Here is a 22447-nt window from a genome sequence, read left to right on the forward strand (position 1 = left end):
GTTCCCGCGGGGGCGGCTCCCCGCCCTTCTCACGGAACCTCGAGGAGTGGCCACTTTGCGCGCCGGATCTCGACGGAGCGGACAAACCGGCGAGTGTAACGATGGTCGGCCGTGCGCACCGCTGAGCCAGAGCCTTGAGACGAATGACAAGCTCGCTCGGCCGGATCTGCTTGAAGAATGTCGGAGAGATATCCTCTCCAGTGCCCGTGCGCGCCGTGTTACGGGAAAGGGGTTAAGGATGCCGACCGGCAGGCCCAACTGGCGGCGGACGATGCGGACGGGCTCGGCCAGGTCGCCGTCGTTGCTGATGACCACAGCGATGTCGCACCGCACAGTTAGGCTGCTCGAGATCTCCTTGCCGGCTTCGATCGGCGCGACCCGAGCCGGGTAGAGCTGAGCGTCGGCCCGGACGCCCGGAGCCTCGATAAGGCGAGTATCCCGCCCCCATACTCCGGCGCGAATGCCGCACGCCTTTCGTGGGTTGCCGTCGGTGCGGACCGACGATCTGGTGCCGGCGGGAGGGGTCATGGACTGATCGGCTTGAGGAAGCCGTGGAGGACCACCAGGCCCGCGCCGTACGTCTCGTCGACCTGACGCCGCAGTTCCGGAGTGACCACCCAGACCCCGGCATCGACGTGACCCGCCAGTTCGTCGGTCGACAAGGAGTACAGGCCCTTGATCTCCTTCTCCATCCGTCGCTGGATCGCGTGCAGCTTCGCCCTGGTGTGCTGGGCGGGGCTCAGGCACAGCGCTCCACCCCAGACTTCGCGGATCGCGCGCTCGTGCACGGCCGGGTCGCCGGTGAATCGCAGATTGAGCACGAGCCGCTTCGGGTCGTTGGCGTAGCCCTCCATCGGATCGCGGGGATCGTAGCCTTCGATCTCGTCGAGGTAGCCCTGGTCCAGCCAACTCCCCGCGTACCCGGGGAGCTTCTCGGCCAGATCGATCGCGGCGTCGATCGCCTGATCGGTGGCCTTCACCGGGTCGACGGGGTGCCACCCGCCGGCGGGTGTGGGGCAGGGTGAGGTGAAGTCAGAGCCGTCAGCCGGGGGCTCGCCGCGCTCGGCGGGGCGAGGCGACTCGGTGAGGGTGAGCCGTTCTCCGTCCCAGGTGCCGACCACGTGGTAGTCGCCCCAGCGCACACCCCTCAGAGCTTCGTGCTCGACCATGTCCCAGTCCCACCCGGCGATGTCGAGCCCGCTGCACTGGGGTGGCATCGACAGGTTGACGCCGGCGCAGAGTTGGGGGCCGTGTTCCGCGCCGGCGAGCACAAGGCCGTCGGCCTGATATCGGATCGGGAGAGGGTCCGCCGTGGACGCCGCACCGCAGGCGGCGAGCATGACGAGCGCGGCCATGATCCGGATGCCTCCCATGTCATCTGAGACGGGCGTGAGAGTCCAGGGGTTCACCGGCATCTCCGGTGCTCGGCCCGGTGGTCGCGGGGCGGCGTGACCGCTCGCGTCACGCCGCCCGTCACGGATGCGGATCAGGAGAGGAAGCCGCCATAGGGGCCGTTGAGGATCCTGTCCTTCTGCGCCTGACTGAACTGGCAGTTCGGGTAGGCGTAGAAGGAGGCCGACATGCACGTTCCATCGGTTGAGGTGGCGTCGGGCAGGCCGAACGCGTGTCCCAGCTCGTGCACCATGCCGCCGTACCATCGATTCATCGGGCCGTTGATGCCCGCGGCCCCGTCGGCGTCGTGGCCACTGAGGATCACCCAGCCGTTGCCGCCGCCGCCACCGGCGCCGTCACCTTCGGCGCTGACCTCGCCGACGTTGATCCAACGGCTGTCCGGTGCGCCGAGGCCGAACTTGCGGCGCAGTTCCTCCTGCATGTTGCAGACCGCCCACCAGTACTTCTCGCCGCATCTCGGCGTGTTCTCGTACCAGCTTCGCGGCCGGTCGCCGTTGACGACCTCGACGACCGGGCCGTTCAGGGTGAAGGTCTTGCCCAACTGCTGCTTGAAGAAGCGCTGCGCCTCCCGCATGACGTCGGCGATGCCGTCCGGGTAGCGCTGGTCGTACGCCACGTCCGACGGCTTGAGCCAGAAAACCCGCACCGTCCGCACCGGTGGCGGGCCGGACGAGGGCGATGCCGACGGGCTCGGCGACGGCGACGCCGTCGGTGACGTGGACGGGGTCGCGCTCGGGGAGGCGGTCGCGCTGCCCGTGCAGGCGACGCCGTTGAGCGTGAACCCGGCCGGCACGGGGTTACCGGAGCCGTTCCACGTGCCGTTGAATCCGAACGAGGTGGCGCCGCCCGTCGCCAGAGAGCCGTTCCAGCTCACGTTGGCGGCGGTCACCGCAGCGCCGCTCTGCGTGACGTCGGCGTTCCAGGCCTGGCCGATGGTCTGCCCTGCGCCGAAGGTCCAGTGCAGGGTCCAGCTCGTCACTGGATCGCCGAGGTTCTTGACCGTGACGTTGGCGCTGAAGCCGCCGGGCCACTGTGCGCCGATGGTGTAGGTGACCTGGCAGCCGGCCGAGGCGGCGTGCGCGCTGACCGCGGTCGCCGCCGCGGTGCCGGCCAGACAGGCGGCCACGGCCCCGGCGGTGAGGCTCGCGCGTAATCGTCGGTGCATTCGATTCCTCCGTTGCGGCTCGGACCGTTCTCCGGTCGGGGGTCCACGACGCCCACCCGCCGAGTGGACGACCGGCGCTCAGATCAGGACAGGCGGCCGGGGACGGCGGGAGACGGCGGTTGCGGAGAGAGCGGGGGGATCACCATGACCACCCTCGACGTGCGGGGACCCCGAAGTGTTATCGCTATCAGGCGGGTACGGTGCCAAACGCGTCGCGGCCGTGTCAAGCCTCGGCGGGAGCCCGTGGCGGACGCGGGGCCGCTCCCGCGCACCCCGAGAGCGGCGCCGCGTCGCGGCATCGGCCGACGGCCGCGTGCGATGATCACATCGGGTCGCTGTGCTGCCATCCTGGTGAAACCTTTTCGACAGCGGCTGGTACGGCTCAGCCGAGGAAGATCGCGGATCGCATACAGAGCATGGCCGCGCCGCCGCGAGCCGTGATCCCTGCTCAATGGCCGATAGCGCAAGGCAGAGGCGTCTTTCCCTGAAAGTTTCAGCGACTTCGCCGATTCCGCCCCCGCCTGTCCAGGGTGTCGGCGAGGGTGGAACGGCCGAACCTCACTCGCAGGGAAACAGGTGTTGCCGAAATCCTTTTCGGAGCGGATGGTATGTGCAGGCGCGGCAGCACGCCGCCCCGAAGGGGTCTCCCGGCGCCGACCGGCGGGGCCCCGGCCCACCCGACATCCGAAGGAGGTGACGTTCATGCCGGCGCAGACCCGACTCCGATCGAGACCGTCGACCCTGGCGGTGATGCTCTGCCTCGTCATCGGCGCGCTCGTGGTTCCACGGCAGGACGCGTCCGCGGCGCAGACCATCGGCTACCCGACCTTCACCGGTCCCGCCGTACCCGCGCCGCCGATCGGCTACCGCACGGGGAACATGATGCAGGCGATCTACGACGCCGAGAGCACGGGCACGGACTTCTGGATCGACCGCCTGCTCGGCCGCTCGGGCAGCGACCCGTCCGACGTCAACGGCGGCATCCTGATGACCCGCGGCCGGGCGCTGTTCATGAAGACCCACACCCCGGGCACGCTCGGCTTCGCCGGCAAGGTCGCCTACATCGAGAGCATCGACGACCGCAGCGCGTTCACCGTGTCGATCACGCCGGGCAATCTCACCGAGCAGGTGTCCCAGCGCTGGCAGGGGCCGAGCCATTTCCGCAGCGTCCACACGGGCGCCGGGCTCAAGGTGGTGCAGACGAAGTTCATCACCCACGACAACGTGGCCGTCGACAACCTGGCGATCACCAACACCGGGTCCGCCGCCACGACCCTGCAACTGCGGGCCACCTCGCCGTACGCCGCCTCCGGCGCAGGCGACGAGTTGACCGGCACGGTGAACTCCTTCAACAACCTGACCACCATCCGCCCGCGGCTGACCGGCGACGGGTTCGCCGTCTCCGGCGGCGGGCTCGACCGCTCGGTGACCATCGCCCCCGGCGCCACGACCACGGTCAAGCTCGTGATGGGCTTCGTGACCGACGAGATCCCCGAGTCGCTGAGCGAGTACACCGCGTACAAGGGCTACAGCGCCGCGACGGCCTTCGCCACGCACGTGCGGGCGGACAACCTGTGGTGGGCGCGGAACGTCCCCTACTTCGACTCGCCCGAGCCGGCCATCAAGAAGAACTACTACTACCGATGGTGGCTGATGCGGTTCAACAACCTGGACGCGAACCTGCCGGGCCAGACCTACCAGTTCCCCACCTCTGTCGAGGGCGTGCTCGGCTACAACAACGCCATCGTGCTCACCCAGCCGATGCACATCGACGACCTGAAGTATCTGCGCACGCCCCGGTACGCCTACGGCGACTGGCTGTCGGTGGGCCAGGTGTCCAAGGGAGGCCGGTTCCTCGACAACCCCGGCGACCCGGCGAACTGGTCGAACAGCTACACGCAGTACATCGCGGAGGCGGCCTGGCGCAGCTACCAGATCCACGGCGGCCGGCCCGCGATCGCGGCGGCCCTCGCGAGGTACGCCGAGGGCGACGTGAAGGGCCAGCTGAGTCACTACGACCACGACGGCAACGGCTTGATCGAGTACGACTGGGGTGCGCTGACGGGCAACGCCGCCGACGCGGTGTCCTTCCACTGGCGCAGCGGCGACCTCGACCGCACCGAGTCGGCGTACGTCTACAGCGGCGCCCTGGCCGCGGCGCAGGCGTACGACGTGGCCGGGAACGCGGCGAAGGCAGCGGAGATGCGCGCGCTGGCCACCCGCGTGAAGAACGCGGTCGTCAACGTGCTGTGGAACCCGACGGACCGGGTGCTGCAGCACCGGCACGTGGCCACCGACACGCTCGTCCCGTGGAAGGAGATCAACAACTTCTATCCGTACGCGGTCGGGCTCATGCCCGACACCGCGACCTACCGGGAGGCGCTGCGGCTGTTCGCCGACCCGGCGGAGTATCCGGTCTTCCCCTTCTACACGGCCAACCAGAAGGACAAGGCCGCAGCGGCTGCCGCCGGCCGGCCGGGCAGCAACAACTTCTCCACTATCAACTCGACCGTGCAGTTCCGGCTGTTCTCCTCGGCCATCCGCAACTATCCGAGCCCCTACATCACCAAGGACGACTACAAGAAGCTGCTCTACTGGAACGCCTGGGCGCAGTACGTCGGCGGCGACACCCGCTGGCCGGACGCCAACGAGTTCTGGGCCGACTGGAACGGCTCGTCGATCACCTACCGGTCCTGGATCCACCACAACATCCTCGGCAGCGGCAACTGGACGCTGATCGAGGACGTGGCGGGGCTGCGCCCGCGCAACGACAACAGGGTGGAGCTGTCGCCGATCGACATCGGCTGGCCGAACTTCGCGGTCAACGGCATCCGCTATCGCGACGCCGACCTGTCGATCGTGTGGGACGACCCGTCCGACGGCGTGGTCAGGTACGACGGCGTCCCCCAGGGCTACTCCATCTACGTCGACGGCGCCCGGGTGGTGACCGTCGACCGGCTCGTGCCGTTCGTCTGGAACCCGGACACGGGTGCGGTCACCTTCACCGGCGCGGGCGCGTCGGTGCTCCACAACACCGCGGTCCCCGGCATGCGGGCGCCCCAGCAGGTGGTGCACTCCGATCCGCTCGTCGTGGACGAGCTGGCCAAGGCGGGCGTCGATCTCACGGCCGACCTGACCGATCTCGCCCGAGGGGCCTCGGTCTCGGCCTCCTACACGGCGTCGGGCACGACCACGGCCGCCGCCGTCGACGGATATCCGATCAACGAGCCCTTCTGGGGCGCGGGCGGCTCGCCCAACGCCCAGGACTGGTACGAGGTCGACTTCGGCAGCGCCAAGACCCTCGACGAGGTCCGGCTGTACTTCAAGGACAGCCGCCCCGCGAGCGGCACCTATCGGGCACCGTCGTCGTACCAGATCCAGTATCTGTCCGGCGGCACCTGGACCACCGCCACCGCCCAGGCGAAGACGCCGAGCACCCCGCAGGGCAACCACAACGTGGTGCGGTTCGCCCCGGTCACCGCGCAGCGGGTCCGGGTGCTCATGACCCACGCCCCCGGGGCCAGGAGCGGGCTCACCGAGATGAGGATCTACAACCGGGGCGGCTCGAACCCGCAGCCCACCACCAACCTGGCCCGTTCCGCCACCCCCTCGGCGTCGTACACCTCGCCCTGGGAGTCGGTGGCCGCGCTCAACGACGGCATCGATCCGCCGTCGTCGAACGACACGGTCAACCCGCGCTGGGGGACCTGGCCCCAGCAGGGGACGCAGTGGGCCGAGCTGACCTGGCCGTCGGCGGTCACCCTCGGCCGGGCGCAGGTCTACCTCTTCGACGACGATCAGGGCATCGACCTGCCCGCCTCGTGGCGGCTCCAGTACTGGAACGGCGGCGCGTACGTGGACGTCCCCGGCGCGAGCGGCTACCCCGTCGCGGCCGACCGGTACAACGCCGTGACCTTCACACCCGTGAGCACCACGCGGCTGCGGGTGGTGCTGCAGAGCGCCGCCGACCACTCGGTCGGGCTGCTGGAGGTCAAGGCGTACGGCCCGTAGGGACGCGCGTCCCGTTCAGTCGACCGGCCGGCAGGCCGTGACCGAAAGGAACCGATCATGAGAAGACACCGATGGCACGGCCGCCTGCCGATCGTCGCCGCGCTGGCGTCCCTGCTGGTGGTGGTCCTGGCGAGCGGGGCCAGGGCCGCCAACCCGATCATCGACACCATCTACACGGCCGACCCCGCCGCGCTGGTGGTCGGCGACACGATGTACATCTACGCCGGACACGACGAGGCCGCGCCCGGCGCCGGCAACTTCTACATGCGCGACTGGCACGTGCTCTCCTCCACCGACGCGGCCGGCTGGACCGACAACGGGGCGAAGCTGTCCGTCGCCGACTTCGCCTGGGCGGGCGCCGACGCCTGGGCCGGGGAGGTGGAGCCGCGGAACGGGAAGTACTACTGGTACGTCCCGGTCAACGGCAACGGACCGGGGTGGATGGACATCGGCGTCGCGGTCGGCGACACCCCCCTCGGCCCTTTCAGGGACGCCAAGGGCGGCCCGCTGATCAGTGACGGCACCCCCAACTCCTCGCCGCTCAACATCGACCCGACCGTCTTCACCGACGACGACGGCCAGGCGTACATCTACTGGGGCGGCTACTGGGGGGTACGCGCCGCGAAGCTCAAGTCCAACATGATCGAGCTCGACGGCCCGGTGATCGCTCCGACCGGGCTGGCCGACTACTGGGAGGCGCCGTGGATGTTCAAGCGCAACGGCGTCTACTACATGGTCTACGCCGCCAACGACACCAACGGCTGCGTCACGTCGTCGAGCTACGCCTGCCAGCGTTACGCCACCGCGAGCAACCCGCTCGGCCCCTGGACGCAGCGGGGCGTGATCCTCGACCGGGTCAGCTCCACCACCAGCCACGCGGCGGTCGTGGAGTTCAAGGGACAGTGGTACATGGTGTATCACACCGCCGACGCGCCCGGCGGTGGCGATTTCCGGCGTTCTGTCGCCGTGGACAGGCTGTACTTCAACGCCGACGGCACGATCCAGAAGGTCGTCCAGACCAGGGGCGGCGCCTCGGGCGCGAACAGAGCCCTCACCGCCACGGCCTCGACGTCGTACGGTCGCCGTGGGAGAGCCTCGCCGCCGTCAATGACGGGTTCACCCCCGCGAACTCGGCCGACCGGGCCCACGCCGTCTACGGCAACTGGCCGCAGCAGGGCGCGCAGTGGGTCCAGTACGACTGGCCCGGCCCGGTCACGCTCAACCGGGTGCGGGCCTACTGGTTCGACGACGACCTGGGCATCGACCTGCCCGCGTCCTGCTCGGTGCGGTACTGGACCGGGTCGGCCTGGCAGGACCCGCCTGGCGCCGGCTCCTGCGGCGTCGCGGGCGACACCTTCAACGCGGTCACCTTCTCCCCGGTCACCACGACGCGGATCCGGCTGAACATCACCGCACGGTCCGGCTACTCCACCGGCCTCCTCGAACTGCAGGCGCTCGCGCCGTAGCGGGTGGCCGGACGAGGGCGCGGTGCCACGGAGCCGCGCCCTCGGGTCATTGCCCCGGTGAAACCTTCCCGGACCGGCCCGCCCCAATGCCTTGAGAAGCGCAGTGCTTTGACAAGCGCAGCGCTTTGAGAAGCGCAGTGCTTTGGAAGGTACTCATCCTGTCCGGCGGGCTGGGCCGGCTGCTCGTCCAGGCCGTACACGCGCCTCCCATCACCACGACTCGCCCGGAAATTTTCCGGTTTTATGGCGGATTCGATCTAGTAGTCGCATCATTGCAGATTAGGTGAACCATCTGCATGGAGGTCGGCGTTGATCATCGGGGTGCTCAGGGAGTCGCGTCCGGGCGAGGCGCGCGTGGCGGCGACGCCTGCCACCGTGGTGGAGCTGGTCAAGCTGGGTTACGAGGTGGTGGTGGAGCCGGGCGCCGGTCTGGCCGCCTCGTTCTCCGATGAGGCGTACGTGGAGGCCGGTGCGGTGATCGGTGAAGCGACGGCGGCCGACATCGTGTTCGCGATCGACCCACCGCCGGTCGAGCGACTGGACGGGCTGTCCAGGGGCGCCACGTTGATCGGCATGCTGAATCCGCGTCTGGACCCGGGTCTGGTCGAGGACCTTTCCCGGCGACCGATCACGGCACTGGCGATGGACGCCGTACCACGGATCTCGCGGGCGCAGTCGCTGGACGTGCTGTCGTCGATGGCCAACATCGCGGGCTACCGGGCGGTCGTGGAGGCGGCGCACGTGTTCGGCCGGTTCTTCACCGGTCAGGTGACCGCTGCGGGTAAGGTCCCGCCGGCCAAGGTGCTCGTCGCGGGTGCGGGTGTCGCCGGCCTGGCGGCGATCGGTACCGCCGGCAGCCTGGGCGCGATCGTGCGGGCGACCGACCCGCGGCCGGAGGTGGCCGACCAGGTGAGGTCGCTGGGCGGCGAGTACCTGGCCGTCGAGGCCGCGGACGTGGAGGTGTCCGCGACCGGCTACGCCAAGGAGATGTCGGACGACTACAACCGGCGCGCCGCCCGGCTGTACGCCGAGCAGGCCACGGACGTCGACATCATCATCACCACGGCGCTCGTTCCCGGCAGGCCGGCGCCGCGGCTGATCACCGCTGAGATGGTGGCGAGCATGAAGCCGGGCAGCGTGATCGTCGACATGGCCGCGGCCAACGGGGGGAACGTCGAGGGGACCGTCCCGGGTGAGGCGGTGGTCACCGACAACGGCGTGACGATCATCGGCTACACCGATCTGGCGGGGCGTCTGCCCGCGCAGGCGTCGCAGCTGTACGGCACCAATCTGGTGAACCTGATGAAGCTGATGACGCCGGACCGGGACGGCCGGCTCGTGCTGGATTTCGAGGACGCCGTGCAACGCTCGATGACGGTCGTACGCGACGGCGAGCTGACCTGGCCGCCTCCGCCGGTCCCGGTGTCGGCGGCGCCGCCGCCGACGCCCACCGACTCTTCTTCGCCGACCACCGAGGCCCGACCGCATGAGAAGCGGCCGGTCCCGGCCCGGCGGTCGGCGCTCGTCGGCGTCGGCGCGGTCGCACTGTTCCTGATCGTGGCGCTGTCGCCGGCCGCGCTGCGGGGGCATCTCACGGTCTTCGCGCTGGCGATCGTCATCGGCTACTACGTGATCGGGCACGTGCACCACGCTCTGCACACGCCGCTGATGTCGGTGACCAATGCGATCTCGGGGATCATCGTCGTCGGCGCCCTGCTGCAGCTCGGGCACGGCGGCAACGTGGTGACCGCGCTGTCGTTCGTGGCGATCCTGGTCGCGGCCGTCAACGTCTTCGGTGGCTTCGCGGTGACGCGCCGCATGCTCGCCATGTTCTCCAGGAGCTGACATGGTGACCATCGAATCGGGGGCGCAGGCGGCGTACATCGTCGCGGCCCTGCTCTTCATTCTGGCGCTGGCGGGTCTGTCCAGGCACGAGACCGCCAAGGCGGGTAACACGTTCGGCATCGCCGGCATGGCTTTGGCGCTGGCGGCGACCATCGCGCTCGCGGTGGATCAGGACATCAGCGGCCCCGGCCTGGCTCTGCTGATCGTGGCGGTCCTCATCGGCGCCGCGATCGGGCTGCACCGGGCGAGCAGGGTCGAGATGACCGCCATGCCGGAGCTGATCGCGCTGCTGCACAGCTTGGTGGGTCTCGCCGCCGTGATCGTCGGCTGGAACGGGTATCTCCACGTGGAGGCCGACCTGGGTGGCTCCGAGGCCGCTCTGCTGCGCGGTCAGGACATGCTCGGCATCCACAGCGCCGAGGTCTTCATCGGCGTGTTCATCGGCGCCGTGACCTTCACCGGCTCGATCGTGGCCTACCTGAAGCTGTCCGCCCGGATCAGGTCCAACCCGCTGATGCTGCCGGGCAAGAACATCCTCAACATCGGCGCACTCGCCGTGTTCGGCGTGCTCACGGCATGGTTCGTGATCGAGCCGCGACTGTGGCCGCTGATCGTCGTCACGGTGATCGCCCTGCTTCTGGGCTGGCACCTGGTCGCCTCCATCGGCGGGGGCGACATGCCGGTGGTCGTGTCGATGCTCAACAGCTACTCCGGCTGGGCCGCCGCGGCCTCGGGCTTCCTGCTCGAGAACGATCTGCTCATCGTCACCGGTGCGCTCGTCGGCTCTTCGGGCGCCTACCTGTCCTACATCATGTGCCAGGCGATGAACCGGTCCTTCATCTCCGTGATCGCCGGTGGTTTCGGGATCGAGGCCGGGCCCGCCGACGACACCGACTACGGCAGACATCGGGAGGTCACGGCCGAGGACGTCGCGAAGTCGCTCGCCACGGCGGACTCCGTGATCATCACCCCCGGGTACGGCATGGCGGTCGCCCAGGCGCAGCACGGCGTCGCCGAGCTCACCCGCAGGCTGCGGGAGAAGGGCGTGGACGTCCGCTTCGGCGTCCATCCCGTGGCAGGCCGCCTCCCCGGCCACATGAACGTGCTGCTCGCGGAGGCGAAGGTGCCCTACGACATCGTCCTGGAGATGGACGAGATCAACGACGATTTCGCGAGCACCTCGGTCGTGCTGGTCATCGGGGCCAACGACACGGTCAACCCCGCGGCCGTCGATGACCCGGGCAGCCCCATCGCCGGCATGCCCGTCCTCAGGGTGTGGGAGGCCGGCAACGTCATCGTGTTCAAGCGCTCGATGGCCTCCGGTTACGCCGGCGTGCAGAACCCGCTGTTCTTCCGGGAGAACAGCGCGATGCTCTTCGGCGACGCGAAGGACCGAGTGGAGGACATCCTCCGCGTCCTCTGACCCGCGGCGACACCGCCCCACCTCCCGCGACGACCGGCACAACGGCCGAGCCGCCGGGTCGGCTCGGCCCCCACGGCTCGGTGCAGCCGGCGGGCGGAGGGCTCGGCTTGGGACGGATGATGCCGCCGGTTGACCTGCTCATGCCCCGTCGTTTAGTGTGCATATACATAGTTAATGTGACGAAACGGAGGTCGCAGATGCTCGGAGAGCGCCTCAGAGAGCTGAGGCAGGCGCGTGGCCTCAGCCTGCGTGCTCTCGCCGAGCAGGCGGGTGTGTCCGCCGGATTGTTGAGTCAGATCGAACGCGGGCTGGTCGATCCCAGTCTGGCCACCTTACGCAGCCTCGCCGACGTCTTCGGCGAGTCGGTGGCCCGGCTGTTCGAGGAGCCCGAGGTGCCGGCCGTATGGATCTCCAAGCCGGGGGAGCGGATGCGGCTGCACGCTCCACGCGGCCGGATCAGCTACGACCGGTTGACCCCCGGCAACGGGCAACTCGAGGTCCTGCAGGCGGACCTCGCGCCGGGTGACGTCTCGGCGCCCGAGGCCAGGCCCCATCCGTCGATCGAATGCGCCGTGGTGCTCGACGGCGTCGTGACCGTGGAGGTCGACGGCCGGTCCTACGAGGTCCTGGCCGGCGAGGCGATCACGTTCGACTCGCGCCAGCCGCACCGCTACGTCAACCGCGGGCCCGACCCGGCCCGCCTGATGATCGCGATCACCCCGCCCTCCCCCTGATCATCGCCCCGGCGGGGCTCCCCCCAAGACCACAGCTCGAAAACCCGACGTTCGGACGACGACGCGGCGCACGCCGGGGCGGCGATCCGCCATGCCCGCGATCGGGTCCGATCCCTCATCGTCTTTCCGATCGCCGGCCGGGCGGCCGTGCCATCGGTCGCACGCGCCCTCGGCGTCGATCCCTGTTCAGGAGGACTTCACATGGACCGCACCACGGTGGACTGGCACGGGTACATCCCCGCGGTCACGACGCCGTTCGGCGAGGACGGACGGCTCGATCTCACCGCGTGGGCCGCCCAGTTGGAGTGGATGGTGGAGCAGCGGCTGCACGGCGTCGTGCTGGCCGGGACCACCGGCGAGTGGTTCAGCATGACCGAGGAGGAGCGGGCCGACCTCTGCAGGGTGGCGGTGGAGAGCGTCGCCGGCCGGATCACGGTGATCGCGGGCTGCAACGCCTACACCGCCGAGGAGGCGATCCGGCACGCCAGGGCGGCCGAACGGGCGGGCTGCGACGGCATCCTCCTCACCCCGCCGCCGTACGTCGTGCCGAACGCCGACGAGATCGTCGCCTTCTACCAGGAGGTCTCCTCGGCCGTCGGACTGCCGATCTGCGTCTACAACTGGCCGCGTGGCACGAACGTCGACATGCCGACGGAACTGCTGGCCCGCCTCGCCGAGGTGGACCGGGTCGTCGCGATCAAGAACTCCACCGGGAACTTCGCCGCCTGGATCGACGGGTTGTACGCCCTGAAGGACCAGGTGCGCTACTTCGGCTTCCCCATGAACGAGGTGGGCATCACGCTGCTGCGCGACGTCGGGGGAGACGGCACGATGGGCGCCGGGGCCGTGCTCGGCGGCGACCACGCCGACTTCTTCCGGCACGTGGCCTCCGGCGACCTGGCGGCGGCGCGCCGCTGCGGGGCGCGCGACCGCGTGCTGATGGAGCGCTGGTTCACCCAGGATCTCGGGCCCCGGTTCGCCAGCGCCCAGGGCATTCTCAAGACCGCGCTGCGCATGCGCGGGGTGCCCGCCGGCCATGTGCGGCGGCCGCTGCTGCCGCTGACATCGGAGCAGGTCGACCGCGTCGCCGCCACGATGGACGAGCTCGGCCTGCTCCCCGGTTGAGGCGATGGTGACCAGTGACGTCGTGGTCGTCGGCGGTGGACTGCTGGGCGTCTCCGCCGCGTACCATCTCGCCTCGGCCGGCGCGAGCGTGCTGCTGCTGGAGCGCGATCAACTCGGGTTGCACGCCTCCGGACAGAACGCCGGGAGCCTCCACTTCCAGCTCGAATACCGGATGTTCGAGCACGGGACGGCCCAGGCCGAGCACAACGCGCGGGCGCTGCCGCTGCACGTGGACGCGGCCCGGGCCTGGGGCGAGCTGGAAGACCGGCTGGGCACGAGCGCCGGCGTGGCGCGGACCGGCGGGCTGATGCTCGCCGAGACCCGGGAGCAGGTGCGGGCACTGGAGCTCAAGGCCGAGCTGGAGACCGGGTACGGCCTGCCCGTCGAGCTGCTCGACGGCGAGGCCCTGCGTACGGCCGCGCCGTACCTGTCCCGCCGGGTGATCGCGGCCGCGCTGTGCCGGGCCGAGGGCAAGGCCGATCCACGCCGGGTCACCCATGCGTACGCGCTGGCGGCGCGGCGGCACGGGGCGGTGGTGCGCACCGGCGCCTCGGTGGTCGGGCTGCGCCGGCGCTCCGGCGGGTGGCGGATCTCCGTCGCCGATCCCGCGGGCGGACGCCCGGAGGAGATCACGGCCGGCCAGGTGCTGATCGCCGCCGGCGTGTGGACGGGCGAGGTGGCCCAGCTCGCGGACGTCCGCCTGCCGGTGGTCCCGGTCGCGCTGACCATGTCGGTCACCGAGCGCGCCCGCCCGATCATCTCGCATCTCGTGCAGCACGCCGGGCGCCGGCTGTCGATGAAGCAGACCGCAGAGGGCAACGTGCTGATCGGTGGGGGATGGCCCTCCCGGCTGATCGCGCACGACGGCCGGGTCGACCTGTCCGCCTCGCCGCGCCCCCGACTCGACTCCATCAGAGGCAACGCGGCGGCCGCGCTCGTCGCGCCCGAGGTGGCCCCGCTGCGGCTGCTGCGGGTCTGGACCGGGACGACGTCGCTGCTGCCGGACCAGATGCCGCTGCTCGGTGAGATCCCCCGGCGTCCCGGGCTGTACGCGGCCACGGGCGGTTCCGCGTTCACGCTGGGGCCCACCTACGCGCGGCTGCTCGCCCGGCTGATGAAGGGGGAGCGCCCCGACCTGCCCGTGGCCGACTACGGCCCGGCCAGGTTCGGCCATCTCACGTTCGCCTGACAGGTCTGACAGGAGGGAATCCGATGCTGACGCGCCGTGTGCCGGTGAAGGGGGGATACCCCGATCCGGTCGAGATCGTCGTCGACGACCAGGCGGTCCCCGCGTACGCCGGGGAGCCGCTGGCCGTCGCGCTGCTCGCGGCGGGCGTCCGTGCCTTCCGCCGGACACCGTCGGGGGCGCCCCGCGCCCCGCTGTGCAACATGGGCGCCTGCTTCGAATGCGTGGTGGACGTGGACGGGCGGCGCGGGGTCAGATCCTGCGTCACCCCGGTGTCGGCGGGGATGCGGGTCACGACGGGGGAGCCGAGATGAACAGGGCGGACGTTCTCGTGGTCGGTGCGGGACCGGCGGGTCTCGCCGCAGCCGCCCGACTGGCCGAGGCCGGCCTGGCCGTCCAGGTCGTCGACGAGCAGCCGGCGGCGGGCGGGCAGATCTGGCGGCGGCCCCCGGAGGGGCTGCCGGAGGCCCGGCCCCGCCGGGATCCCCTGCGCGCCCGGCTGCTGGCCGCCGCACGGTCGGCGCCGGGAACGACCTGGCGATATTCCACGCTCGCCTGGGGTGTCTTCGACGACGCGGACGGCGGGAGCGGTGAGCACGTGGTGGGGGTGCACGACAGCGCCGGGACGGCGGAGATCCGCGCTCCCGCGCTGGTGGTGACCTCGGGCGCCTACGACCTGCCCGCCGCGCTGCCGGGATGGACGCTGCCGGGGGTGATGAGCGCCGGCGGCGTCCAGACCCTGGCCAAGGCCGGCCGCCTCGTCCCGGAGGGCCGGATCGTCCTGGCCGGCGCCCATCCGCTGCTGCCGGTGGTGGCCGCCCAGCTGGTCGCCGCCGGAGCCGAGGTGGTCGAGGTGGCGATGGCGGGGCCCCGGCCGGGAGTCGGCGCGGCGCTGCTGGCGGCGCCCGGCGCGGTGTGGGGCGCGGCCAAGCTGGCCGAGGGGGCCCGCGCGCTGGCGGCGCTGCACCGCGCGGGCGTGCCCGTGCGCTGGTCGACGCTGCCGCGCGCGATCCTCGGCACCGACGCTGTGGAGGGGGTCGAGCTCGCCGACGTGGACGCGGACTGGCGGCCGGTCGGCGGGGTCAGGACGGTCGACTGCGACGCGGTGGCGCTCTGCTTCGGGTTCCTCGCCTCGGCCGAGCTGGCCCGCCAGGCCGGCTGCGCCGTACGCTGGGCGCCCGCCGAGGGCGGCTGGGTCGTCGAGCACGACCGATGGCAGGAGTCGTCCGTACCGGGGATCTTCGTCGCCGGGGAGATCACGGGGGTGGCGGGTGCGGAACGGGCGGCGGCCGAGGGACTGCTTGCGGCGCTCGGCGTCCTGCGGCGGCTGGGCGTCCCCGTGGACCGGGCCGAGGAGCGCCGGGCCAGGCGGGACCTCGCCAGAGCCGGGCGTTTCGCCGCCGTCGTGAGCCGTCAGTTCGCGCCCCGGCTGGACGCGTTGACCCGGCTGGCGGACGACGACACGCTCGTCTGCCGCTGCGAGGAGGTGACGGCCGGGCAGGTGCGGCGGACGCTGGCCGAGCATCCGTACGTCACCACGGTCAACGCGGCCAAGCTGCTGACGCGCTGTGGCATGGGGCCGTGTCAGGGCCGTTACTGCGGGGTCACGCTCGCTCACCTCGTCGCGGAACACACCGGCCGTCCGGTCGAGGAGACGGGAGTGTTCACCGCGCGGGTTCCGGTGAAGCCGCTGAGCGTGGGTGAGCTGGGCGGGTCCCCCACGCCGTTCACCGATGTTCATGATCGTGAACATGGCACGAGTGTTAAGTATTGATATCGCAGGTAAAGTGAGCCTTGTCGGGTTCATGTTTAGTCTGATAGAACATCCATGCAAGGTGAAAGTTCCGATCCCGAGGGGCAGCTGATGAGCGTCGAGCACGGAGATCCCGGCTTCGACGCCGCCGCCGTCGGCCGCCGCATCCGCCAGGTGCGCCAGGCCAAGGGCATGTCGCTGCGCGAGCTCAGCGCGAAGGCGGGCCTGTCCCACGGCTTCCTCTCCCAGGTCGAGCGCGGCCTGTCCTCGCTCGCCCTCACGTCGATGTCGTCGGTGGCGGCGGCGCTGGGCCTGTCCGTACGGGACTTCCTGGCCGGCTCGCCGGCCGAGGCCGACGGGTCGTACTGGTGGATCCAGCGCGGCGCCGAGGCGGCGGAGACGCTGCAGATCGGCGACCGCTACTACCGGTTCCTCTCCAAGCGCTCGGCGCATCTGCAGCTGGAGCCGATGCTCGTCCGCATACACGCGGGGGAGCGGTGGGACCGCGAAGGCGTCCACGAGGGGGAGGAGTTCGCCTACGTCCTGGAGGGCGAGCTGGTCGTCACCGTCGACGGCGTCGACCACCTTCTCGGCCCCGGCGACAGCGTTCACCTGCGATCGTCGATCCCGCACAGCATCCGGAACGACGGCACGGCCACCGTCACCGTCGTCTCCGTCCTCACCCCGCGGCTGTCCTGACCCAGCCGCCGCATATCCGTAAATCCCGATCTCGCCGTAGTGAGGCGTGCCCGAGCCGCCTCCCGCGCCCCGTCACGTGCTCTCACTCGAACTCCATGGAGGACAGCCATGGCCCCGCTCAAGGATTCCGCCGCGTCGAACGCATCCCGGTTCTCCCGCCGGTCGTTCTTCCAGCTCCAGCTCGGCGCCGGCGCGCTGCTCCTGGTCGGCTGTGCCCGAGGCACCTCGACCGACGGGGCGGGCGCGCAGTCCGGCGGCGGTTCGACCGACACGCTGCGCATCGCCGTGCCGTCCGACCCGGGCAGCCTGGACCAGGACTACCTGGCCTTCGACCTGGTCGGCCTCGCCCTGATGAAGAACTACTACCCGTACCTCATCGACCACCCCTACGTCAGGCAGGGGGACGCGATGGTGCAGGACACCACCAAGGCGCTGCCCGTCATCGCCGAGTCGTGGACCTCCGACGACACGGGCCGGGTCTGGACGCTGAAGCTGAAGCAGGGCGTCACCTTCCCCAGCGGGAACGAGCTGACCGCCGACGACGTCAAGTGGTCGCGCGACCGGGCCTTCGAGGCCAAGGCCAACGTCGCGGGCATCTACCGGATGATCGGGCTGACCGAGCCGGGACAGGTCGAGGTCGTCGACCGCTACACCGTCCGCTTCGACCAATCGAAGCCGAGCGCGCTGTCCAGCGCCATCCAGGTCATCGCGCTGTACATCTGCGACAGCGTCGAGATGAAGAAGCACGCGACGGCCGACGACCCCTGGGCCAAGGCGTGGTCGGCCAAGAACGCCACGGGGGGCGGCGTCTACAACATCGCCTCCTACCAGCGCGGCGGCCAGATGATCCTCCAGCTCAACGACAAGTATCCGCTCGACGTCTACGGCACCGGCGTCACACCGTTCCCCAAGGTCGAGGTGCGGATCGTGCCGTCACCCGCGAACCGGCGGCTCCAGCTGGAGAAGGGCGACATCGACATCGCCTTCGGGCTCGGTCAGCGTGACATCGCCGACCTCGAGAGCAAGTCCGGCATCAAGGTCATCTCGGCGCCGGGCACGGAGTTCTATCACATCCCGCTCTCGGTCACGACGGCGCCGTTCGACGACAGGAAGGTCCGGCAGGCCCTCGCCTACGCCATGCCGTACGAGCAGATCCTCACCACGGTCTTCCAGGGCAAGGCCCGGCGGAGCACCAGCCCGCTGCCGCTGGACATGCCCGGTCACTCGGAGAAGGGCTACCCGTACGACACCGACCTGGAGAAGGCGAAGGCGCTGCTCGCCGAGGCGGGCAAGCAGGACGGCTTCACGACCACGCTGGCGATCGACGCCGACAACCAGATCCAGGAGCAGATGGCGGTCATCGTCAAGAACCAGCTCGCCAAGATCGGCATCACGCTGGAGATCTCCAAGCTCGACCCGGCGCAGTTCGCCGAGCGGCGGGCGAAGAACGACATCCCGATGCAGATCGCCGTCGGCCAGCTCTGGGTCAACGACGCCGAATACCTTATGGCGACCAGCCTGACCAAGGACTCGTTCCTCAACTACGCCGACTACCGCGACCCGCGGGTCGAGAAGATCTTCGAGAGGGTGACGGTCGCGGTCGACCAGGGTGAGCGGGAGAAGGCGTTCGCCGAGCTGCAGGACATCCTCGCCGAGGACGTCCCCTGGCTCATGCTCTGCCAGCCCGACTTCCAGCTCCCCGTCCGGTCTCACGTGACCGGCTGGGCGCAGCCCGTCGACGGCCTGTTCCGACTGGGCTTCCTGGGCAAGTGATGAGGCTGGCACGCTACGCGGGGCGGCGGCTGCTCCTGCTGCTCCCGGTGCTGGTGGGCGTCAGCATCCTGACGTTCCTGCTGGTCCGGGTGCTGCCGGGCGACCCCGTGCGCACAGTGCTGCCACAGTCGGCCACCGAGGCCGACGTGGCGGCGGCACGGGAGCGTTTCGGCCTGGACGCGCCGCTGCCCGTGCAGTACCTGATCTATCTGCGCAACGTCGCGACCGGCGACCTCGGCACGTCCTTCCAGAGCGGCCAGGACGTCGGCGTCGAGATGGGCGAGCGGATCGGCGCCACGATCGAGCTGATCGGCTACGCGATGATCATCGCGCTGCTCGTCGCCACGGTGATCGGCGTGGCCGCGGCACTCCGCCGCGGCGGGCTGCTCGACAAGGGCGCCAGGCTCGTCGGCATCGCGGGCAACGCGATCCCCGAGTTCGTCCTCGGCCTGATCCTGATCATCGTCTTCTACGGGTCGCTGAGCTGGGCGCCCGCCCCGGACGGGCGGGTGGACGGATCGACCGGTCTGGTGCCGATCACCGGGGCGAGCACGTTCGACGCCGTCCTCGGCGGCAACCTGCCCGCCCTGGGATCGGCGCTCGCGCACCTCGCGCTGCCGGTGACGACGCTCGCGCTCGTCGTGCTCGCGCCGCTGCTCAACACCGTGCGCTCCGGCGCGGTCTCCGTCATGGACTCCGACGCCTACATCTGCGCGGTCGCGCACGGGCTGCCGCGCCGTACGGTGATCAAGCGCTACCTCGCCCGCCCGACCCTGGCCGGGCTGCCGACGCTGACCGCGCTCATCTTCGGCAACCTGATCGGCGGGGCGGTGCTGGTGGAGACGATGTTCTCCTGGCAGGGCCTCGGCCAGTGGGCGCTCAAGGGTCTCGTCACCCGCGACTACCCGGTGATCCAGACGTTCGTGCTCGTCACCGCCGTCGCCTACCTGCTGCTCTTCCTGATCGCCGACGTGGTGCAGGCCTGGCTCGACCCGAGGGTGAAGATCTGATGGCCCGTGATCCCCTGACCCGCGGTGGAATCGCGACCGCGCCGGGTGCCCGCAGGCGCGTGCGCCGACAGGGCGCCAACGGGGCGCTGATCACCGGGTCCGTCCTGTTCGGCCTCGTCGTCTGCGGCGGGCTGTTCGCCTCGCTGCTGTCGTCATGGGGGCCGCGGGCCGCCGACGACGTCAACACGCTGGTCCCGCCGGGGACAGCAGGGCACCTGCTGGGCACCGACCGGTTCGGCTACGACGTGCTCTCCCGGGTCCTGCACGCCGTACGGCTCGACCTGCTCGTCGGCGTCAGCGCGGTCGTCGTGGCCGTGGTGGTCGGTTCGCTGATCGGCGCGGCCGTCGGCTACCTCGGCGGATGGGCCGACGAGGTCGGCATGCGCGTGGTGGACATCCTGCAGGCGTTCCCCGCGTTCGTGCTCGCCCTCGCGGTGGCGGCCGTGCTCGGCGGCGGCCCGGTGGCCCTCGTTCTCGTGCTGGCGCTGGTCAACGTCGCACCGTACATCCGGCTGATGCGCAGCGAGGTGCGCGCGGTGCGGTCGGCGACCTACGTGGAGGCCGCCCGGTGCGCGGGCAACGGCACGCTGCGGCTGCTGCTGCGCCACATCGTCCCCAACTGCCTGCGGCCGGTGTTCGTGCTGGCGCCGCTCAACTGCGGCTGGGCGGTGATCACGCTGGCCGGACTGTCCTTCCTCGGCCTGGGCGTCGAGGTGACCGAGGCCGAATGGGGCGCGATGATCAACACGGGGGCCGGCGACGCGCTGTCCGGTGACTGGTGGCCGGTGGTCTTCCCCGGCGCGGCCCTGTTCGTCACCGTGCTCGCGCTCGCGCTGATCTCCGAGGGGCTGCAGTCCGCGACCAGGGTGAGGCGCTCATGAGCCTGCTTTCCATCCGAGACCTGTCCGTCACCATCGCCGGATCGACGGGCGACGTGGCCGCGCTCAGCGGCGTGCGGCTCGACATCGAGCCGGGCAGCGTCGTCGGGCTGGTCGGCGAGAGCGGCGGCGGCAAGAGCATGCTGGCCCGCAGCGTCGTCGGGCTGCTGCCGCACACCGCGAGCGCGACCGGGCAGGTGCTGTTCGAGGGCGACGACGTGCTCGCCATGACCGGTGACCGGCTCCGCCGGCACCGGGGGGCGGGCGCCGCGATGTGCTTCCAGCAGCCGCTGCTCGCGCTCAACCCGGTCCGCCGGGTGGGCGACCAGCTCGTCGACCGGCTCGTCGCCCACGGCGGCGCGGCACGCCGCGCCGCGCGGGCCCGCGCCGTCGAACTCCTCGGCCAGGTGGGCATCCGGGAGCCGGAACGCCGCTTCCGCGCCTACCCGCATGAGATGTCCGGCGGCATGGCCCAGCGGGTGATGATCGCCCTGGCGCTGGCGTGCGGCCCGCGGCTGCTGCTCGCCGACGAGCCCACCACCGGGCTCGACGTGACGCTCGCGGGGGAGATGCTCGCGCTGTTCCGGCGCGAGGCCACCGAGAACGGCCGCGCCGTCCTGCTGATCTCGCACGACATCGCGGGCATCGCCGCGGTCTGCGACCGGCTCGCCGTCCTGTACGCGGGAACCCTGGTGGAGCACGGCCCGGCCGCCGAGGTGCTCGACGCGCCCCGCCACCCCTACACGCGCGGACTGCTCGCCGCCGTGCCCAGCCTGCACGGCGATCCGGGGCAGCCGATGCGGGGCGGGCAGCCCATGCTCGGCGCGGCCCCGCAGTCCTGCCCGTTCGAGCCGCGCTGCCCCTCGGGCGAGGCCGAGTGCGGGCGGCGGCGGCCCGCCCTGGTCGAGATCGGCCCGGCTCACCTGGCCGCCTGTCCGGTCACCGCACGAGAGGAGGCGCGCGGGTGAGTCTGCTGGAGATCGAGGACCTGCACGTCGTGTACGGCAGGCGGCGCGCGACCCGGCACCACGCCCTGCGCGGCGTCACGCTGTCGGTCGACCGCGGCGAGACGCTCGGGATCATCGGCGAGAGCGGGTGCGGCAAGAGCACGCTGGCGCGCAGCATCCTGCGCCTGGTCGACCCGGCCTCGGGGAGCATCAGGATCGCCGGCACCGATGTCGCCCGGCTGCCCGAGCGGCGGTTCCGCGAGTTCCGCCGCCGGGTCCAGATGGTGTTCCAGGACCCGGTCGGGTCGCTCAACCCGAGATTGTCCGTGGGCGCGCAGCTCGGCGAGTCGCTGCGGCTCCTCGGCGGCGCGGACGGCGGCGCGCCGGAGAGCCGGATCGCCGAGGCGCTGCGCGGCGTCGGCCTCGACCCGTCGTTCGCCCGCAGGCGCGCCCACGAGCTGTCCGGCGGGCAGGCGCAGCGGATCGCGATCGCCCGCGCGCTGCTCGTCGACCCCGATGTCATGGTGCTCGACGAGCCGACCTCCGCCCTGGACGTCACGGTCCAGGCTCAGGTGCTGCGCCTGGTCCGCGAGCTGATGGCCGCCCGCCCCCGCGCGTACGTGTACGTCTCCCACGACCTGGCGACCGTGCGCGGCATGTGCGACCGCGTCGCCGTGCTGTACCTCGGCCGGGTGGTGGAGGAGGGGCCGACCGATCAGGTGTTCACCGAGCCGGCCCACCCGTACACCCGGGCGCTGCTGTCGGAGGCGCCGAGCCTGCGCGGCAGCGAGGTCACCGGGCCGGTACGGCTCGAACGCGCGCTCGACGCCGTCGACGCCGACGGCGGCTGCGCGCTCGCGCCGCGCTGTCCCTTCGCCGTCGCCGAGTGCCGCGAAACCGTTCCCGCACTCACCCCCCTGTCCCCCGGCAGGGCCGCCGCCTGTCCGCGGCTGCCCGAGCTGCCCGTCACGCGGATCGACCCGGCCCAAGCGGCCGGAGGTCCAACGAATCCGAGGTAA

At 70.9% G+C, this 22447-nt stretch carries 17 protein-coding genes; 15 read left to right on the forward strand and 2 right to left on the reverse strand.

The features are described 5' to 3' along the window. Nucleotides 1-524: 524 nt before the first annotated feature. Together AP234_RS13315 and AP234_RS13320 are read right to left on the reverse strand one after the other, a co-directional pair. Entirely contained in the window at nucleotides 525-1409 is an 885-nt protein-coding gene (locus AP234_RS13315) for a hypothetical protein (RefSeq protein WP_055479928.1), read from the reverse strand. A gap of 77 nt (nucleotides 1410-1486) precedes the next feature. Beyond that, nucleotides 1487-2578 carry a cellulose-binding domain-containing protein gene (locus AP234_RS13320; protein ID WP_055479929.1) on the reverse strand — a complete coding sequence of 364 codons (1092 nt, stop codon included), beginning with the start codon at nucleotides 2576-2578 and terminating at the stop codon, nucleotides 1487-1489. Between the two features lie 702 nt (nucleotides 2579-3280). Between AP234_RS13320 and AP234_RS13325 the strand changes: the two genes are divergently transcribed. The 15 genes from AP234_RS13325 (at nucleotide 3281) to AP234_RS36200 (ending at nucleotide 22447) form a co-directional block, all read left to right on the forward strand. After that, a complete protein-coding gene (locus AP234_RS13325) occupies nucleotides 3281-6589 on the forward strand; it encodes a discoidin domain-containing protein (protein ID WP_083502062.1) in 3309 nt (1102 codons plus the stop codon). A 57-nt stretch (nucleotides 6590-6646) separates the two neighbouring features. Then, nucleotides 6647-7993, forward strand: coding sequence for a glycoside hydrolase family 43 protein (locus AP234_RS13330; RefSeq protein WP_235558154.1), 1347 nt, complete (start codon nucleotides 6647-6649; stop codon nucleotides 7991-7993). Between the two features lie 371 nt (nucleotides 7994-8364). Then, complete coding sequence (locus tag AP234_RS13335) at nucleotides 8365-9900, forward strand: Re/Si-specific NAD(P)(+) transhydrogenase subunit alpha (protein WP_055479930.1); 1536 nt, start codon at nucleotides 8365-8367, stop codon at nucleotides 9898-9900. Between the two features lies 1 nt (nucleotide 9901). Beyond that, nucleotides 9902-11323, forward strand: coding sequence for a Re/Si-specific NAD(P)(+) transhydrogenase subunit beta (gene pntB, locus AP234_RS13340; protein WP_055479931.1), 1422 nt, complete (start codon nucleotides 9902-9904; stop codon nucleotides 11321-11323). A 197-nt stretch (nucleotides 11324-11520) separates the two neighbouring features. Then, nucleotides 11521-12057 carry a cupin domain-containing protein gene (locus tag AP234_RS13345; protein ID WP_055479932.1) on the forward strand — a complete coding sequence of 179 codons (537 nt, stop codon included), beginning with the start codon at nucleotides 11521-11523 and terminating at the stop codon, nucleotides 12055-12057. 201 nt (nucleotides 12058-12258) lie between these two features. Next, nucleotides 12259-13182: a dihydrodipicolinate synthase family protein gene (locus AP234_RS13350; RefSeq protein ID WP_055479933.1), complete on the forward strand. Its 924-nt coding sequence runs from the start codon at nucleotides 12259-12261 to the stop codon at nucleotides 13180-13182. A 4-nt stretch (nucleotides 13183-13186) separates the two neighbouring features. Beyond that, nucleotides 13187-14371 (forward strand): NAD(P)/FAD-dependent oxidoreductase, encoded by a 1185-nt coding sequence (locus AP234_RS13355; protein WP_055479934.1) that lies wholly within the window; start codon nucleotides 13187-13189, stop codon nucleotides 14369-14371. Between the two features lie 23 nt (nucleotides 14372-14394). After that, complete coding sequence (locus AP234_RS13360) at nucleotides 14395-14682, forward strand: (2Fe-2S)-binding protein (RefSeq protein WP_055479935.1); 288 nt, start codon at nucleotides 14395-14397, stop codon at nucleotides 14680-14682. Then, complete coding sequence (locus AP234_RS13365; RefSeq protein WP_063842888.1) at nucleotides 14679-16142, forward strand: FAD-dependent oxidoreductase; 1464 nt, start codon at nucleotides 14679-14681, stop codon at nucleotides 16140-16142. The genes AP234_RS13360 and AP234_RS13365 overlap by 4 nt, the downstream gene beginning before the upstream one ends. Nucleotides 16143-16232: 90 nt before the next feature. Further along, a complete protein-coding gene (locus tag AP234_RS13370) occupies nucleotides 16233-16820 on the forward strand; it encodes a cupin domain-containing protein (RefSeq protein WP_055479936.1) in 588 nt (195 codons plus the stop codon). Between the two features lie 108 nt (nucleotides 16821-16928). After that, nucleotides 16929-18593 (forward strand): ABC transporter substrate-binding protein, encoded by a 1665-nt coding sequence (locus tag AP234_RS13375; RefSeq protein WP_055479937.1) that lies wholly within the window; start codon nucleotides 16929-16931, stop codon nucleotides 18591-18593. Continuing rightward, nucleotides 18593-19603 carry an ABC transporter permease gene (locus AP234_RS13380; RefSeq protein ID WP_055479938.1) on the forward strand — a complete coding sequence of 337 codons (1011 nt, stop codon included), beginning with the start codon at nucleotides 18593-18595 and terminating at the stop codon, nucleotides 19601-19603. The genes AP234_RS13375 and AP234_RS13380 overlap by 1 nt, the downstream gene beginning before the upstream one ends. Beyond that, the gene (locus tag AP234_RS13385; RefSeq protein ID WP_083502064.1) at nucleotides 19603-20484 is read left to right on the forward strand and encodes an ABC transporter permease; all 882 of its coding nucleotides are present in this window, start codon (nucleotides 19603-19605) and stop codon (nucleotides 20482-20484) included. Before AP234_RS13380 ends, AP234_RS13385 begins: the two co-directional genes overlap by 1 nt. Then, nucleotides 20481-21449 carry an ABC transporter ATP-binding protein gene (locus tag AP234_RS36195; RefSeq protein WP_063842889.1) on the forward strand — a complete coding sequence of 323 codons (969 nt, stop codon included), beginning with the start codon at nucleotides 20481-20483 and terminating at the stop codon, nucleotides 21447-21449. Before AP234_RS13385 ends, AP234_RS36195 begins: the two co-directional genes overlap by 4 nt. After that, a complete protein-coding gene (locus AP234_RS36200; protein WP_152990395.1) occupies nucleotides 21446-22447 on the forward strand; it encodes an ABC transporter ATP-binding protein in 1002 nt (333 codons plus the stop codon). The genes AP234_RS36195 and AP234_RS36200 overlap by 4 nt, the downstream gene beginning before the upstream one ends.

This window comes from Sphaerimonospora mesophila, from assembly GCF_001417795.1.
In the GTDB taxonomy this organism is placed as follows: domain Bacteria; phylum Actinomycetota; class Actinomycetes; order Streptosporangiales; family Streptosporangiaceae; genus Sphaerimonospora; species Sphaerimonospora mesophila.

Coding starts and splice junctions, on each gene's coding strand:
- AP234_RS13350 (WP_055479933.1), top strand. CDS start 12,259: ATGGACCGCACCACGGTGGACTGGCACGGGTACATCCCCGCGGTCACG.
- AP234_RS13360 (WP_055479935.1), top strand. CDS start 14,395: ATGCTGACGCGCCGTGTGCCGGTGAAGGGGGGATACCCCGATCCGGTC.
- AP234_RS13385 (WP_083502064.1), top strand. CDS start 19,603: ATGGCCCGTGATCCCCTGACCCGCGGTGGAATCGCGACCGCGCCGGGT.
- AP234_RS13330 (WP_235558154.1), top strand. CDS start 6,647: ATGAGAAGACACCGATGGCACGGCCGCCTGCCGATCGTCGCCGCGCTG.
- AP234_RS13320 (WP_055479929.1), bottom strand. CDS start 2,578: ATGCACCGACGATTACGCGCGAGCCTCACCGCCGGGGCCGTGGCCGCC.
- AP234_RS13325 (WP_083502062.1), top strand. CDS start 3,281: ATGCCGGCGCAGACCCGACTCCGATCGAGACCGTCGACCCTGGCGGTG.
- AP234_RS13355 (WP_055479934.1), top strand. CDS start 13,187: ATGGTGACCAGTGACGTCGTGGTCGTCGGCGGTGGACTGCTGGGCGTC.
- AP234_RS13365 (WP_063842888.1), top strand. CDS start 14,679: ATGAACAGGGCGGACGTTCTCGTGGTCGGTGCGGGACCGGCGGGTCTC.
- AP234_RS13380 (WP_055479938.1), top strand. CDS start 18,593: ATGAGGCTGGCACGCTACGCGGGGCGGCGGCTGCTCCTGCTGCTCCCG.
- AP234_RS13375 (WP_055479937.1), top strand. CDS start 16,929: ATGGCCCCGCTCAAGGATTCCGCCGCGTCGAACGCATCCCGGTTCTCC.
- AP234_RS13370 (WP_055479936.1), top strand. CDS start 16,233: ATGAGCGTCGAGCACGGAGATCCCGGCTTCGACGCCGCCGCCGTCGGC.
- pntB (WP_055479931.1), top strand. CDS start 9,902: ATGGTGACCATCGAATCGGGGGCGCAGGCGGCGTACATCGTCGCGGCC.
- AP234_RS13345 (WP_055479932.1), top strand. CDS start 11,521: ATGCTCGGAGAGCGCCTCAGAGAGCTGAGGCAGGCGCGTGGCCTCAGC.
- AP234_RS36195 (WP_063842889.1), top strand. CDS start 20,481: ATGAGCCTGCTTTCCATCCGAGACCTGTCCGTCACCATCGCCGGATCG.